Consider the following 14,563-nt stretch of genomic DNA (forward strand, 5'->3'; position numbering starts at 1 on the left):
TGGATATGCTCGCACTCGGGGTTCAGGGAACGGCTGACGGCAAGCATATCGGTGGAGAGGTCGACGAGCGTCATCGTGAAGTGTGCCTTGAGGTGCGAGGCGTTGTTGCCGCCCCCACTGCCAAGCTCCAGTAGTGTTTCCAGTGGAGAAGCTCCGGCGTCGACCATTATCTTCCGATAGATGGCTGCTTCTTCGGCGTAGTCCTCAGGGGCGGTAAGTATCGGGAACCATGACGCAAGGTCACGGTACAGCCTGGGCAGGCTGTCTTCGTGAAGAGTATCGCCACCGGGTCGCCCTGTAGACAAATCCATTGTCCGCCCATTCCACCTTTGGCGGCGGTGCTCATTCAGGAAGTGGGTAGCATCCCGTCCAGGCGCTTCCGTAAAACGAGTGCTTCCTCAACTATTGAGTTAATCAGTTCTTTCACACTGACAATATCATGTACCAGCCCGACCACCTGGCCGCAACCTCCCCGGCCATCCATGACATCACCATCCTGCATCACCGAGGGCGCACTTCGTTCGAACAGTGGCAGCAACTCATCACCGGAGGCACCCTTTGCCTCCAGTTCCATAATCTCCGCGGTGGCCTTATTCCTGATTACCCTCGATTTCCTGCCCACCGACCGACCGATTATGGTAAGGTCGGTCTCCTTCGCCTGGACCATCCATTCCTTGAATGCAGGGTGCACCATACACTCTTTGGTGGCCAGCAGACGAGTACCCATCACGACTCCCTCAGCACCCAGCGCCAGCGCAGCAACCAGGCCGCGCGCGTCCCCGATGCCACCCCCGGCCAGTACCGGTATCTTCACCTCGTCCACCGTTCTGGGAACGAGGGTGAAGGTGGTAGCATCTTCACGACCCAGAGCACCGCCCTGCTCGAAACCCACTATGGTCACGGCATCCGCCCCCTCCCGCTCGGCGGCAATGGCATGCTTCACCGCAGCCACCTTGTGAATCAGCTTGACGTTACCGTTTCTCAAGCGCTCCATGAATTCGCCGGGACCCCTGAATCCCGAGGTTTCCACAGCTCTGACGCCCTCTTCTACCAGCACCTCGATGAACCGGTCGTTGAGCTCGGCGTCTCCCCACGGAAATAGCGTGATGTTGATTCCGAAGGGCTTGTCGGTCAGGCTCTGCGTCTTCTTTATCTCCTCACGCAATTCCTCCGCCGTCTTGAACCGGGACGAGTCCAGAATTCCCAGTGCGCCGGCGTCGGAGACCGCCGCTACGAACTCGGCTCGTGAAATATCTCTCATGCCGCCGGCAACTATGGGGCATTCGATTCCCAGCATCTCTGTCAGCCTGGTCTTGAACATCCTGGCTAATCTCCTCAACAGTATTAGTTACGCCAGCCAGCCAGCCACTCTTGTGCCCGGTGCTCCGCAGAGTCGGCACAGGTGCCGCGAGCTATCAACAGCTACTCACCTACCGTAAAGACTTCCTCAACAGTGCTGCCATCGACCTTGACCGGAGGGTCTTCAGTTCCTCCGGCTATATAAGTGAACTCGTCATCCGCCGGGTCATCGTAGTAGAGCACTGCATAATAGGAGCGTGCCGGCGTGGCTGATAGCGTTACTTCGAAACCGGGATAGACACCGGCAGCAGCCAGAGGTGTGGTGGCAAGCACAGATGAAGTGTCCGGCTCTCCCTCGAGTGTCAGCGTATGCAACACCAGCCACCCCGGCTTATCGATGCAGGCTTTGATTATGACGGTACCGCTCCCGGCATCCGTATTATCCACTTCAATATATGGCGATAAGCCTTGCATGGTGAAAGACACCATTACCACCTCTTCCTCCACCATAACCACCGGGTCACCTTCGCCACCCGGCGAAAAGGTGAAGGCTTCGTCCACCGGGTCATCGTAGTAGAGCATTGCGATAACATCGGTATCAATGACGACCGCACCCCCAACTGCCATGTCGATGCTGGCGTACTCTCCCTGCTCGGGAAGGTAGGCACGGGCAATCTCGGCACTGGTATCCGGACCTCCCGCGGGCGTAGTCGGGCGCAGTACCAGCCAGCCCGGTTTATCAATAACCACCCGGAATGTTATTATGGCGTCTTCGGTACTCTGGTCGACGACCTCCAGCAGAGGAGTGGGCAGGATTGTCTGACAAGCAGATAGTACGAGACATGCAATAAGAACTACAGCTAGAATAACTTTAACCATATCGCCTCCTTGGTTACCCGGTACTTTTACCAATTGTATCCCGCCACAGAACTAATTGTAAAGACTGCAAGGGCATTCCGGTTTCCCGTCTTTACTCCACACTGCTATTGACGGAGCAGGATAGCGGTGTTAGACTCTGCTCAGCACACCACCAATAATGACCTCAATAGATACACCGTGGGGTTTCTCCGGGAAACAGTGGAAAGAGGAGAGCGGCCATTGTCCAGAGGTGAAATTACGATAAACGAGAAACTGTGCAAGGGCTGCGGTTACTGCGTCAGGTTCTGCCCTCAAAGCTGCATTGCCATTCCCGGAGACAGGTTCAGTCCGCAGGGATACCTGCTTGCCGTTTTCGCCGAGCCGGACAAGTGCAACGCCTGTGGTATCTGCGGCTGGATGTGCCCCGAATTCGCAATAGACGTGTACAGGTATGTTGAGGCAGAGACGCCGGGTGCCTGACACTACCCTGCAGGGGGAACATTAGCATGCCCGAGAGGATACTGGTACAGGGAAACGAAGCCATCGGCTGGGGGGCGATAAATGCCGGCTGCCGCCACTTCTTCGGCTATCCAATCACCCCGCAAAACGAGATAACCGAGTTCTTCGCCAGGGAGCTCCCCGAAATCGGTGGGGTGTTTGTTCAATCGGAGAGTGAAGCCGCTTCGGCGGCCATGCTCTACGGGGCAGCCGCCGCCGGAGTCCGCGCCATTACCTCCACGTCCGGCGCCGGATGGGGATTGATGCAGGAGGGGATGTCCCAGCTTGCCAATGCCGAGCTACCCTGCGTTATCGTAAATATGCAGCGCGGCGGTCCGGGACAGGGCACCACCCGTCATGCCCAGATGGACTACCTATCGACGACACGGGGTGGTGGACAGGGAGGCTACAAGACGATAGTACTGGCCCCGTCCAGCGTCCAGGAGTGCCACAACCTGGTCCAACTCGCCTTCCACCTCGCCGATAAGTACCGCAACCCGGTGGTGGTACTCGGTGACGGAATCCTGGGACAGATGGCCGAGCCACTGGAGAGGAGCACAATAGAATTCGACCCCTTGCCGGAGAAGGACTGGACCATCCGGGGCATGGGAGAGCGCGATGCCGAGACGCACAACTTCATCTCCTGCGGTCAGGGAGGTGTCATCCCAGTACCGCCGTACACCAGCTACGGCGCATTCCTTCAGCGTCTTGAAGAGAAGTACCGGACCATGTCTGCCGACGAGGTGAGATATGAGACCTACCGCATTGAAGACGCCCGGTTGCTCCTGGTGGCCTACGGTTCGACGGCGCGAGTGTGCCAGGAGGCAGTAGACATGGCACGCGCAGAAGGCATCAGTGCCGGCCTGTTCCGGCCAATCAGCTTGTGGCCATTTCCTACCGACGTAATCCGCGAGAAAGCGGCATCCGGTACAGAGTTCCTTGTCGTGGAAGATAGCCTTGGCCAGATGGTTGACGATGTCCGATACGCTGTTGAAGGAAAGAGCCAGGTACACTTCCTGGGTATCCTCGCCCGGCACCTGCCCACGGATGGCGGCATGATTCTTCCCAACCGCGTCCTGGAGGAGATAAAGAAGGTTACATGACAGAGAAGAAAGAGCTGGTCTACACAAAGCCGAAACTCAAGCTGGGGTACGGCTGGGGGCACTGCCCCGGCTGTCACCACCCTATCGTGGAGAAGCTGGTCTGCGAGGTCCTCGAAGAGATGGACCTGGCGGGTAGGGCCGTCGGCGTTGCGGGAGTGGGGTGCAGCTTCGGTTTCTTCGCCAGCATCAACATTGACGGCGCCAACTGTGCGCACGGTGCAGCCCCGGCAGTGGCCACCGGCATCAAGCACGCCCTCTACGGAAAACCCCTCGTCTTCACGATTCAGGGCGATGGCGACTGCGCCGCTATCGGTGGTGGTTATGTCCTCAACGCCGCCGCACGGGGCGAGAAGATAACTATCATCATGGTCAATAACGCGAACTACGGGACCACCGGCGGACAGCTTGCCCCGACCACCATCATGGGCCAGGTCACATCCACCACCCCTCACGGCCGAAATGCCAGCCAGGGCTACCCCATACACCTGCCGGAACTCCTCGTCGGGATGCAGGGAGTAGCCTTCACGGCACGTGCCGCCCCCTTCACACCGGCAGGTTACCGCCGGGCTAAGAGCTATCTCAGGACTGCTTTCCAGAGACAGCTTGACGAAGCCGGTCTGACCTTCGTGGAACTGCTCTCCGCCTGTCCTCCCAACTGGCATATGACGCCCCTGGAGGCAATCCAGTGGATGGAGGACAGGATGCTACCCGAGTACCCCGAGGGCATCTTCAAGGATAGTGGCGGGGAGCAATGACAGCCGACAGGAGAAATCCGTGAACAGAACGGGACCAATGAGGCATGACGTGATAATGGCCGGAGTGGGCGGTCGGGGCGTGCTTATGGCAGGGTTGCTGCTGGCACAGGCAGGAATGACGGAATACCGCAACGTGCTCTGGTTCCCTTCCTATGCCAGTACCATGAGGGGCGGGCCCTGTGAATGTACCGTTATTCTTTCCAATAATAGTATCGCCTCACCGATGCTGTCCCGGGCACAGGCAGTTATCATCATGGAGACCAGCCAGGCCGAACCGTTCGAGAACAGGGTCCAGCCCGGCGGAATTGCGGTAGTGGAAAGCACCGGCCTGTCGGAGAAGATGAGGCGTGACGACATCACGACGCTCTACATCCCCGCCGTTGAAAGGGCGGTAGCACTGGGTAATGCCCAGGTGATGAATCTCCTCCTGCTGGGGGCATACCTTGAAACGACCCGCGTCCTCAGCCCGGAGGCTATCGACAACGTACTGGAAAACAGGCTGGCCGGTCGGGGCAGGGAGCAACTACTGGCCCTGAACAAACGTGCCCTCAGAGAGGGCATGAAAGCAGTGAGAGACCCTGCTTAGAGAAGCCAAACCTTGTTGTTACCGGACCACCCGACGCTACGACAGAAGGAGGGATGAAATGCCGGAGGTAATCGTACGCCGGGACGGACCGGTGCTTCGCATCAGTCTGAACAGACCGGAGCGGCGGAACGCCCTGGACCATGAAGCAATTAACCAAATCCTCGACGCGCTGGAACCGGTCCCGAACGACGATGATTGCCGTGTTGTCGTCATCAGTGGGGAAGGTTCCGGCTTCTGCTCAGGGGACGACATGCGAGGCATGGGGCAGCCGACCAGCGCACGATGGAAGGGCTTGAAGCCAGGCGCTGCTGTCCTGCCCCAGCAAGCCCTCATCAGGACTTTGCGGACGCTGCCCAGACCGGTGGTGGTCTCTATCCATGGCTATGCTTTGGGGATGGGACTGGATATGGCGCTGGCTTGCGACCTCAGGATATGCACCGAGACCGCCGAACTCGGTGACCCCCGCACGGACCGTGCCCTCTACGCCGCTACCGGCATCACCTACCAGCTACCCCGTGCCGTCGGGTACGGACGTGCACTGGCAATGATGCTCCTGGCCGAGCGGATATCCGGCAAGGAAGCAGAACGCATCGGACTTGTCTACAAGGCAGTACCCGAGGAAGAACTCACAGCCACAGTGGAGGGTATCGTCGGTAAGCTGGCCACGGCAGCCACGAAATCAATTGCCGTTATCAAGGAACAGATGGCGGTGCAGATGGACCTGGCCTATGACCTCGCGGCGCGCCACTCCGTGGCGGTACGCAGCAGCTACACCCTCGAGGACACGCAGGAGGGGATTACGGCGTTCTTCGAGAAGAGACCACCTCACTTCACCGGACAGTAGCCACCGGTAACGTCGTCGAGGGCTGCCTTCATTTCTTTACCAGGTGGAGCGCAGGCCATCGGACGACCACTGTCAACTATCGCTCGTGATGCACCCTGAATACCGGCCCTTCCCGATTCTGTCGGTTTGATAGACATCGCAGCAGGTGATAGAATCTGAGAAGTGAAAGAGTTTGCGCAAGCACTCAGGAAAGAGGTGAGTGAAACTGAAGTCCATTGATGAGCAGGTCGCCATTCTGATGCACGGGGCTGAGTTTGGCGATGAACAGATTAAGGAGATGATGACCCGGGAGCTACGCCAGCGGCTCATCGAGGCCGACAAGGAGGGGCGTCCGCTGCGGGTGTACTGTGGCTATGATGTCACTGCCCCGGATATTCACCTCGGTCACACTATCACGATGCGTAAGCTGCGCTGGTTCCAGGAGTTCGGCCACGACGTCACTTTCCTGATAGGGACCTTCACAACCCTTATCGGTGACCCCAGTGACCGCGACGAGGAACGCTCCATGCCGCTCACCGAACTGATAGAGCAAAACGCCCTGACCTACGCAGAGCAGGCTTTCAAGATACTTGACCGGGAGAAGACCACGATTCGCTACAACAACGACTGGTTGAGCAAGCTGACCTTCGCGGACGTAATCAGGATGGCCTCACACTTCACCGTACAGCAGTTCCTGGTGCGCGACAGACTCCGCAACCGGTACGATAAGAACGAGCCCCTCTGGCTGCGGGAGTTGCTCTATCCTCTGGCGCAGGGCTACGATGCCGTCCACCTGCAAACCGATGTCCAGATAGGCGGCACGGAACAGCTTTTCAATCTCATGGCCGGACGCAAACTCCAGGAGGTTTTCGGTCAGAAGCCGCAGGTATGCATCACCTACCCCGTCCTGGTCGGTACCGACGGCGAGATGAAGATGTCCAAGAGCATCGGCAACTACATAGGGGTTGACGAACCACCCGAGGAGCAGTACGGCAAGGTGATGAGCCTGCCTGACAACGTAATGCTCCAGTACTTCAGCCTGGTTACGCGATGGCTGCCCGACCAGATTGCTGCTATTCAGGCCGACCTTGAGCAGGACCGTATCCATCCGATGGAGGCCAAGAAGAAACTGGCCTGGGAGATTGTGGATACTTTCAACGGCAGTGATGCCGCTGATGCCGCGGCTACCCACTTCGAGAAGGTACACCAGTCCAGGGAGTTCCCCACGGACATGCCCACCTTCACCCTGAAACAGCCGACCAATATCATCGACCTTCTGGCAGCCACCGCCCTTTGTAAGAGCAAGGGCGAGGCGCGCCGTGTGGTGCAGCAGGGTGGTGTCAGACTCGATGGTGAACCGGTAGAGAGCGCTGACACACAGATTGAACCGAACGAAGCGGTGCTCCAGAGGGGCAAGCGCCACTTCGTGCGGCTGGTCACTGGTTAGTAACAGACAGTGCCCTGTTCGAGGAGTCGACTCATGGAAGCAGAAACTAGAGACAGGTTCGTGTCCCTCTGGAAGAAGTACTTCGGTGAGGCGGAACTCCCCATTACTTTCTTCTACACCGACCAGGAAGGGCACGCCGAGGCGGCTGAGCCAGATTCCGTGCCAAGATGCGTCATCGGGGCGCTGGCAGACGTCCGAGAAGGGACTCCCATGCGTTTCGACGCGGACTCCATTGGCTGTCCCGGTGGAAAGAGGTACCTCGGCTATGCCGAAGATATCATGCCCGGGTTCGAGTACTTCCTGTCCTACGGGATTCCCGGCAGGTTAGAAGGCGAGCGTTACTGCAAGTCCCCCGAGTTCGTCAGGGAAATCATGAAGAACTCTCCCACCTTCAAGGCACCGGGTCGCTTCATCGTATTCAAGAGATGGGACAAACTCGAAGATGCGGATAATCCCGAGGTCGTCATCTTCTTTGCCGAACCCGATATTCTCGCCGGACTCTTCACACTGGCACGTTTCGATGAAGCGGACCGGAATGCGGTATCCGCGCCATTCGGCTCCGGCTGTTCCACCATTGTGCAGCACCCTTACCTGGAAAGGGAGTCCGAGCATCCACGGGCAACCATCGGGATGTTCGATCCATCAGCACGACCCTTCGTTCCCAGGAACGTAATCAGTTTCTCGGTACCCATGAGCAAGTTCACCGCCATGATTGACAATATGGAGGAGAGCTTCCTTATCACGGACACGTGGGGCAGAATAAAAAAACGGATGGAGTCCCGGTAGTTACCAGTCAACCAGCAGAACATAACACTGGTTGGCCTGCTCAGGCTTGCTGCAGTCCAAGCTCCGAGAGCTTCTCCCTGATAATGCCTATCCTCTCGCCGTATCCTGCTTCAATACTCGCAAGCTCCCGCCGCCAGTCTTCGCTCCCGGCAACATTCGGCCTGACCGCAGTACCCGATATTCCCAGGTCGTTCAGGTTCTCCATTTCAAGACCTTCATAGACGGCCCGCCTTTGTTCCTCCTGCCGGCGGAACTCCCCCGAAATAGTCTCTATCTCCTGCTTCATTCCGGCAAGGTCCGCCTTTCCTGCTACCGCCGCTATACCGTCGATGGCCTTCACACTCTTCGCCTCGTCCCGGAGACCGATCGACTTGCAAAGAGTCGAAACAAAGGCTTTCCTGACCGCCTCTCCATCCTTGCCCCGATAGTGTTTTAGCTCACGTGTTAGCTCGCTACTTCTCAGCGTACCATCAAGGTACTTCCGTGCGATGGCTATACCGCGAGGCCCGTATTCCTTCTCCCTCTGCTCAGCCAGTTCCTCCGGCGTCAGCGCGGGCATATTGGCCAGTCTCTCCATGGCAATCTCGCGAGCGCTCTTTATCCTGTCTTCTGCCACCAAATACTCCTGATACAGATCTTCTAACGGAGGATATTCCTCTTGACGAAGGTGAAGTTCTGCTGGACGGCAGTCTTGCCCTCAATCACTCCGGGGTGCCCGTAGGGATGCCCGCAAAGCAAGTACTCCACATCCAACTCGGACAACCTCTCTATGCTTTGCTTGAGGGCCGCCGCGCTCCCTCCCGGCAGGTCTACACGGCCGGTGCTCTGGTAGAATATGACATCTCCGGTGATAAGAGCCTTCCGCTCCAGCCAGTAGATAGTAATGTGTCCCGGAGAATGACCGGGCGAAAGAAGGATTTCCAGCTTCATCCGGCCGTTCTGCCCGAGCAGTAGCTCTCCTTCCTCCAGATACACGTCCACTGCACCGCCCATCCGCTGGTACATCCTGCTTTCGGTTTCACTGGTGGCGACCAGGGCACCGTACTCTTTCCTTATCAGTCCGGCCGCTTCACTATGGTCGGTATGGGCATGGGTAAGAATCACCAGCCCGACTGCCGCGGCGTCCAGCCCATCTCTACCCATCTCCTGGACCAATCGTTCCCAGCCCGGCTGCCGGTACATGGGTGTCGTGATGTGACCGGGGTCGATAAGCACATGCCCGCCGTCCTTCAGGGTACCGGCAAAGAGATAGCTGTTACAGTTGTTGTCTTCACCACGCCAGACATAGGCATAGAGGTTGTCCACCAGTTTCACTGTCTTTACCCGCCTTCCCCCCGATAGCCTATCAGACCCTTCGGCAAATCACAGGCCATCGGCACGTGATTCTCAAACGGGGCCAGTTATGTGAACAGGGCCGCAAGCACTACGCTCTCCCGACCCTGCTGTGTGTTGTCCGTGATACGAGACCACCCTGAAGGCCAACGTCTCTACGACTCAGGTCGGTGACCTTTACAGGGCGTATATCTCTTCGCCGAAGGTATGGACCCAGTTCTTCTTGAGCACCTCTACCGCTTCTTCGGTCTTATCTACACCAAGGATAACTACCGGCTGCCCGCTTTCTCCCCGACCGAGGTACGGATAGAAGTAGAGCACGTTTATACTGTTGTCCTTGAGGGGCTTCAGTACAGCCTGAAGACCGCCGGGATGGTCCGGGACCTCCACCGCAATCACATCGGTCTCTCTTATCGAATAGCCGTGACTCCTGAGGACATTAGCTGTCTTCTCCGGATTATCGGTAACAAACTTTACGGTACTGATGTCCGAAGTATCGGCAACCGAGATAGCCCTGATGTTTATCCCTTCGACTCCCAGGCGTTCACTGACCGCCAGGAACATACCGGGTACATTCTCCAGGCTGACCGAAATCTGCTTTACGTTCATTGCTCGCTCCCAATACAGTATGTCATGTAGTTCCGCTACGCTATGATGTTAGCTTCCCCGGACCGCTTTCAACTTTGACCTAGCAGGCTGCTGAAAAACCCTTTCGACCAATCCCCGTGCGGCCCAGATGGAGCGCCCCTCAGAAGGGGCGGTGCCTTCCCCTTCCTGGCCAGGAAGGAGCCTTCTGCGGAAGGGGGGAAAGATAATATCTGGGGGGCACCCCCAGACCCCTGCCATAAGGGGGCGCCCCTCAGAAGGGGCGGGGCCCCTCTGTACTCCCTTTTTTCTCCACCGGGTTAGACCATCTCGTATCCGACAGCCAGGGCTTTTCTATTGATGTCAACCAGTTTCTGCTTGTTTTTCAGGGCAGTCCTCAGCCCTTTTACAATGCTGTCCATAGAAACAAGGTTGCTTTTTTTCGTAAAAGCTCCCAGCATTACCATGTTGGCTGACCTTGCGCTACCAAGCTCTTCGGCGACAGCGTTGGCGGGGATACTGACCACTTCAATATCCCCCCGCGAAATCTCAATATCTATCAGAGAGGAATTAAGGAACAGGATACCGCCTGATTCTATCTGGTTCTGAAACCTGACCAGGGAAGGTTGATTCATGACGACAACGAAATCCGGAGAGGAAGCGATGGGCGATGCAATGTCCTCGTCCGATATCGCCACGGTGCAATTGGCAGTACCGCCCCGGACCTCGGCACCATATGAGGGCCAATAGGTTACAGCCTTGCCATCGAGCATTGCCGCCTGGGCCAGATTCAGGCCCATGGACAGCACACCCTGCCCACCGAAACCGGCAAATATCGTCTTAAGCAGCATCTTTTCCCCCGGCTACGTCCTTGATGACTCCCAGAGGAAACTCCCCGGTCATCACTTTGTCTACCCACTGCCACGATTCCAGTGGGGTCATTTTCCAGTTTGTAGGACACGGAGACAGTACCTCTACCAGGGCAAAACCCAGGCCATCGAGTTGTGTCTGAAACGCCTTCCGAATGGCCCTCTTCGTCTTTCTGATGTTAGCCGGTGAATTGACGGCAACCCGCTCTACATATGCCGCGCCCTTGACCATGGCCACAATCTCACTCATCCGAATCGGGTATCCCTCTATCTCCGCGTCTCGTCCGTAGGGGGTGGTTGTCGTGGTCTGGTTTTCGATGGTGGTCGGCGCCATCTGACCGCCCGTCATGCCGTAGACAGCGTTGTTGATGAAGATGGCAGTTATCTTCTCTCCCCGGTTGGCGGCATGTATCGTTTCCGCGGTGCCGATAGCGGCCAGGTCTCCATCGCCCTGATAGGTAAACACTACCGCTTCGGGATAGGCCCTTTTTAGACCGGTGGCGACAGCAGCACCCCTGCCGTGGGCCGACTCCGCCATGTCCACGTCGAGGTAGTTGTAGGCAAAGACACTGCACCCCGGAGGCGGTATGCCGATTGCCCTCTCACCGAGTTTCATCTCGTCGATTACCTCGGCAATCAAGCGGTGAACAATAGAATGACCGCACCCCGGACAGTAGTGGAACACGGCTTTCTTCAGCAATCTGGGTCGGGTGTATACCTTCTTCATCTCCCTACTTCAGCCCCTTCTGATAATAGAGACGTGTGAGCACCCGAGCAACCTCGCTCGGGGTAGGGATAACGCCTCCCGGCCTCCCGTAGAAGGAGACCTCCGCTTCCCCCGCAACGGACAACTGGACGTCTTCCAGCATCTGTCCCATGTTCATTTCAAAGACCAGGAACTGCTTTACCCGGTTTGCCAGTTCCTTTATCTCGTCAGTGGGGAACGGCCATAGCGTTATCGGCCTGAGCATACCCACCTTCAGGCCCATGTCCCGCACGGTCTTGATTGCCCCTCTGGCAATCCGGGCCGCTATCCCGAAGGAAACCACAATCAGTTCAGCGTCGTCTACGAGAAAGGTGTCAAAACTGGTCTCTTCCTTCTTTATCAGGCCGTATCTCCTGTAAAGACTCCAGTTGATACGCTCCAGGTCCGCCGGATTCGAGGTGAAGGTCTTGATTATCTTGCTCGGTCTCCCCTTTGCCCCCCGCATGGCATCGCTCCTCACAGACAGCTCTTCGGGGGCTTCGTACTTGAACTCTATCGGTTCCATCATCTGTCCCAGCATACCATCGCCGAGGACAACCACCGGAATCCGGTATTTTTCGGCAAGGTCGAAAGCACGGTGAGTAAGGTCCGCCAACTCCTGCACCGAAGACGGCGCCAGGACTATGGTGCGGTAGTCGCCGTGACCGCCGCCGCGCGTAGCCTGGAAGTAGTCCGACTGGGAAGCAGAGATACTCCCCAGACCGGGCCCTCCCCTTGACATATTGACGATTACCGCAGGAAGTTCGCAGGCTGCCAGGTAGGAGATACCTTCCTGCTTCAGACTGATTCCGGGGCTGGAAGAGGAGGTCATCGCCCGGACACCAGCGACACTCGCTCCGAACACCATGTTTATCGCTGCAATCTCGCTCTCCGCCTGGATAAAAGCGCATCCTTTTCTTCTGCTCAGGTTTACTGCCATGTACTCGGTCAGCTCATTCTGCGGCGTAATCGGGTAGCCGAAATAGCACTGGCAACCCGCCCGAATCGCCGCCTCTCCGATAGCGCTGTTGCCATTCATGAGTATCTTAGCCACGGTACACCTCTATGGCCACTTCCGGACACACCAGCGCACAGACAGCGCATCCTGTACATTCACCATTATCATTAAAGGTTGCCGGCAGATACCCGCTGGCATTCAGTTTGTCGTAGACATAGATTACATCTTTAGGGCAGAATGATATACAGAGCTCACAGCCCTTACATAGCTCCTGTTGAATTTCTATGCATCCCTGCATCCTGGCCTCTGCACCTGTGAATCAATCAGCCCGCCGCCAAACGTTGTCGCCAGCAAGCCACGACTCTCCCGATGTGATTATACATGATTACCCACCACGATGACCAATAGGGACCTGCGGAGGCCGGGAAAGGTCGCCTGCACTTAACCTGCCGCCTTGCCCTTACCACACCCATACGGGTAGACTATGGAGACCGGGCGCGGTGAGTTGCGAACTGTGAGTAAGAAGCGATATGGATGAATACCGGGGCAGTGGGGTGGGGTGGGGTCCTGCCGGAGGTGGCTGGCGGAACACCCTGCGTAATCTGAAAACTTTCTCCTCCCTGAAGAACCGGGTCTTCCGCATCTATTTCGTCGCCATGCTGTGCCAGACAGCGCCCATGCACATGCAGATGTTTGCCCGCTCGTTTCTGGTGTATCAACTGACCGGCTCGGCGGCCATCCTCGGTGCCCTGGCACTGGCCAACGCCGTGCCAATGCTCTTACTGTCACTGTTCGGCGGCGTCATTGCCGACCGGGTGCAGAAAAAACACGTCGTGTTCGCGGGCCACATCGTGTCCGCGGCAGTCTCTCTGGGAGTCGCACTTACGCTGACCACAGGTTACCTGAGCGTCGAGAACACCGGTTCCTGGTGGGTACTGATGGTGGCCTCCGCATTTCAGGGGGCCATCATGGGCCTGACAATGCCCTCCCGAGAGGCCATTATCCGTGAGATTGTCACCGCGGAGCAGTTGCTCAATGCCATCTCTCTGAATACGATGGGGATGAATAGCCTCCGGCTGTTCGCCCCTGGCCTGACGGGTATCCTTATCGACGTCTTCGACTTCGATTCAGTGTACTACGTGATGACCGGCCTGTACCTGCTGGCCGCGCTCTTCATGGCCATTCTGCCCCATACCAGCAGGACAACCACAGGTAGTGTCAACGTTCTGGCAGAGGTGAAAGAAGGGTTCCGCTATATCCGCGGGCAGACAACCATCCTCTTCGTCCTGTTATTCCTTCTCCTGGGGATCGTGCTCTCGATGCCCTACAGTCTGCTGATGCCCGTCTTCTGTGTTGACATCCTCAAGGTGGACGTGAAAGGCATGGGAATCCTGCTGAGCGTCTCCGGCGCCGGAGCTGTGTTCGGCTCACTTGTGCTTGCCTCCTTACCCAACAAGAAACGAGGTCTGATGATGCTGGGCAGCACTCTCCTTCTGAGCCTGGCTCTGACAGCCTTCTCTTTCTCCGCTTCCTGGAACGCTTCCCTTGCCTTGATTATCTTCGTGGGGCTGGGGCAGTCGGGGCAGATGACACTGGCAGGCACGTTAATCCAGTACTACGTGGACCCGGCATACCTGGGCCGGGTGATGAGCATCCTCATGATGCAGTTCGGCCTTATCAGCTTCAGCACATTCGCCGCGGGCTTACTGACCGAGGTCGTGGGAGTCCAGTGGGCGGTGGGTGGATTTGCCATGGGCCTCATCCTGCTGTCTGTCCTGGTGCTTGCCTTCGTTCCCCGACTACGAAACCTGGACTAGCCGCATCTGGCTTCAGCGGGTGCAATCTAATGCCACACCACCCCAGATTCTGCGTCTCCTCGCTCCGCTCGGAGCCCCGGCTCAGAATGACAGTAAGGGTGA

17 protein-coding genes are annotated in these 14,563 nt (G+C 57.4%); 8 read left to right on the forward strand and 9 right to left on the reverse strand.

What is annotated here, in order from left to right:
• The 3 genes from VMW13_02200 to VMW13_02210 form a co-directional block, all read right to left on the reverse strand.
• On the reverse strand, positions 1-311 hold a 311-nt coding region (locus tag VMW13_02200), incomplete at its 3' end, for a class I SAM-dependent methyltransferase (GenBank protein HUV43620.1).
• 35 nt (positions 312-346) lie between these two features.
• A complete protein-coding gene (locus VMW13_02205; GenBank protein ID HUV43621.1) occupies positions 347-1,321 on the reverse strand; it encodes a nitronate monooxygenase in 975 nt (324 codons plus the stop codon).
• 101 nt (positions 1,322-1,422) lie between these two features.
• Positions 1,423-2,178, reverse strand: coding sequence for a hypothetical protein (locus VMW13_02210; protein HUV43622.1), 756 nt, complete (start codon positions 2,176-2,178; stop codon positions 1,423-1,425).
• 219 nt (positions 2,179-2,397) lie between these two features.
• Here VMW13_02210 and VMW13_02215 point away from each other — a divergent pair, with 219 nt between their 5' ends.
• From VMW13_02215 to VMW13_02245, 7 genes are all read left to right on the forward strand, one after another.
• The gene (locus tag VMW13_02215; protein HUV43623.1) at positions 2,398-2,637 is read left to right on the forward strand and encodes a ferredoxin family protein; all 240 of its coding nucleotides are present in this window, start codon (positions 2,398-2,400) and stop codon (positions 2,635-2,637) included.
• Between the two features lie 26 nt (positions 2,638-2,663).
• Positions 2,664-3,758 (forward strand): 3-methyl-2-oxobutanoate dehydrogenase subunit VorB, encoded by a 1,095-nt coding sequence (gene vorB, locus VMW13_02220; protein HUV43624.1) that lies wholly within the window; start codon positions 2,664-2,666, stop codon positions 3,756-3,758.
• On the forward strand, positions 3,755-4,513 hold the full coding sequence (locus VMW13_02225; protein HUV43625.1) for a thiamine pyrophosphate-dependent enzyme: 759 nt from the start codon (positions 3,755-3,757) through the stop codon (positions 4,511-4,513). The genes vorB and VMW13_02225 overlap by 4 nt, the downstream gene beginning before the upstream one ends.
• Positions 4,514-4,532: 19 nt before the next feature.
• On the forward strand, positions 4,533-5,099 hold the full coding sequence (locus VMW13_02230; GenBank protein ID HUV43626.1) for a 2-oxoacid:acceptor oxidoreductase family protein: 567 nt from the start codon (positions 4,533-4,535) through the stop codon (positions 5,097-5,099).
• Between the two features lie 58 nt (positions 5,100-5,157).
• On the forward strand, positions 5,158-5,943 hold the full coding sequence (locus VMW13_02235; GenBank protein HUV43627.1) for an enoyl-CoA hydratase/isomerase family protein: 786 nt from the start codon (positions 5,158-5,160) through the stop codon (positions 5,941-5,943).
• 199 nt (positions 5,944-6,142) lie between these two features.
• Entirely contained in the window at positions 6,143-7,369 is a 1,227-nt protein-coding gene (gene tyrS / locus VMW13_02240; protein ID HUV43628.1) for a tyrosine--tRNA ligase, read from the forward strand.
• A 33-nt stretch (positions 7,370-7,402) separates the two neighbouring features.
• On the forward strand, positions 7,403-8,155 hold the full coding sequence (locus tag VMW13_02245; protein HUV43629.1) for a DUF169 domain-containing protein: 753 nt from the start codon (positions 7,403-7,405) through the stop codon (positions 8,153-8,155).
• Positions 8,156-8,195: 40 nt separating this feature from the next.
• Here VMW13_02245 and VMW13_02250 read toward each other — a convergent pair whose 3' ends face one another.
• The 6 genes from VMW13_02250 to VMW13_02275 all read right to left on the reverse strand — a co-directional run bounded on the left by VMW13_02250 (position 8,196) and on the right by VMW13_02275 (position 12,740).
• Positions 8,196-8,771 carry a hypothetical protein gene (locus VMW13_02250; protein ID HUV43630.1) on the reverse strand — a complete coding sequence of 192 codons (576 nt, stop codon included), beginning with the start codon at positions 8,769-8,771 and terminating at the stop codon, positions 8,196-8,198.
• A gap of 23 nt (positions 8,772-8,794) precedes the next feature.
• Positions 8,795-9,469 carry an MBL fold metallo-hydrolase gene (locus tag VMW13_02255; GenBank protein ID HUV43631.1) on the reverse strand — a complete coding sequence of 225 codons (675 nt, stop codon included), beginning with the start codon at positions 9,467-9,469 and terminating at the stop codon, positions 8,795-8,797.
• Between the two features lie 195 nt (positions 9,470-9,664).
• Positions 9,665-10,096, reverse strand: coding sequence for a hypothetical protein (locus VMW13_02260; protein HUV43632.1), 432 nt, complete (start codon positions 10,094-10,096; stop codon positions 9,665-9,667).
• A gap of 296 nt (positions 10,097-10,392) precedes the next feature.
• On the reverse strand, positions 10,393-10,923 hold the full coding sequence (locus VMW13_02265) for a 2-oxoacid:acceptor oxidoreductase family protein (protein HUV43633.1): 531 nt from the start codon (positions 10,921-10,923) through the stop codon (positions 10,393-10,395).
• Positions 10,913-11,668, reverse strand: a complete 756-nt coding sequence (locus tag VMW13_02270; GenBank protein ID HUV43634.1) for a thiamine pyrophosphate-dependent enzyme — start codon at positions 11,666-11,668, stop codon at positions 10,913-10,915. The genes VMW13_02265 and VMW13_02270 overlap by 11 nt, the downstream gene beginning before the upstream one ends.
• 4 nt (positions 11,669-11,672) lie before the next feature.
• Entirely contained in the window at positions 11,673-12,740 is a 1,068-nt protein-coding gene (locus VMW13_02275; GenBank protein ID HUV43635.1) for a 3-methyl-2-oxobutanoate dehydrogenase subunit VorB, read from the reverse strand.
• A 434-nt stretch (positions 12,741-13,174) separates the two neighbouring features.
• Here VMW13_02275 and VMW13_02280 point away from each other — a divergent pair, with 434 nt between their 5' ends.
• A complete protein-coding gene (locus VMW13_02280; protein ID HUV43636.1) occupies positions 13,175-14,461 on the forward strand; it encodes an MFS transporter in 1,287 nt (428 codons plus the stop codon).
• The last annotated feature ends 102 nt before the right edge of the window (positions 14,462-14,563 follow it).

The organism is Dehalococcoidales bacterium (assembly GCA_035529395.1).
Classification (GTDB): domain Bacteria; phylum Chloroflexota; class Dehalococcoidia; order Dehalococcoidales; family Fen-1064; genus DUES01.

Coding starts and splice junctions, on each gene's coding strand:
- VMW13_02205 (HUV43621.1), bottom strand. CDS start 1,321: ATGTTCAAGACCAGGCTGACAGAGATGCTGGGAATCGAATGCCCCATA.
- VMW13_02210 (HUV43622.1), bottom strand. CDS start 2,178: ATGGTTAAAGTTATTCTAGCTGTAGTTCTTATTGCATGTCTCGTACTA.
- vorB (HUV43624.1), top strand. CDS start 2,664: ATGCCCGAGAGGATACTGGTACAGGGAAACGAAGCCATCGGCTGGGGG.
- VMW13_02225 (HUV43625.1), top strand. CDS start 3,755: ATGACAGAGAAGAAAGAGCTGGTCTACACAAAGCCGAAACTCAAGCTG.
- VMW13_02235 (HUV43627.1), top strand. CDS start 5,158: ATGCCGGAGGTAATCGTACGCCGGGACGGACCGGTGCTTCGCATCAGT.
- VMW13_02245 (HUV43629.1), top strand. CDS start 7,403: ATGGAAGCAGAAACTAGAGACAGGTTCGTGTCCCTCTGGAAGAAGTAC.
- VMW13_02260 (HUV43632.1), bottom strand. CDS start 10,096: ATGAACGTAAAGCAGATTTCGGTCAGCCTGGAGAATGTACCCGGTATG.
- VMW13_02265 (HUV43633.1), bottom strand. CDS start 10,923: ATGCTGCTTAAGACGATATTTGCCGGTTTCGGTGGGCAGGGTGTGCTG.
- VMW13_02270 (HUV43634.1), bottom strand. CDS start 11,668: ATGAAGAAGGTATACACCCGACCCAGATTGCTGAAGAAAGCCGTGTTC.
- VMW13_02280 (HUV43636.1), top strand. CDS start 13,175: ATGGATGAATACCGGGGCAGTGGGGTGGGGTGGGGTCCTGCCGGAGGT.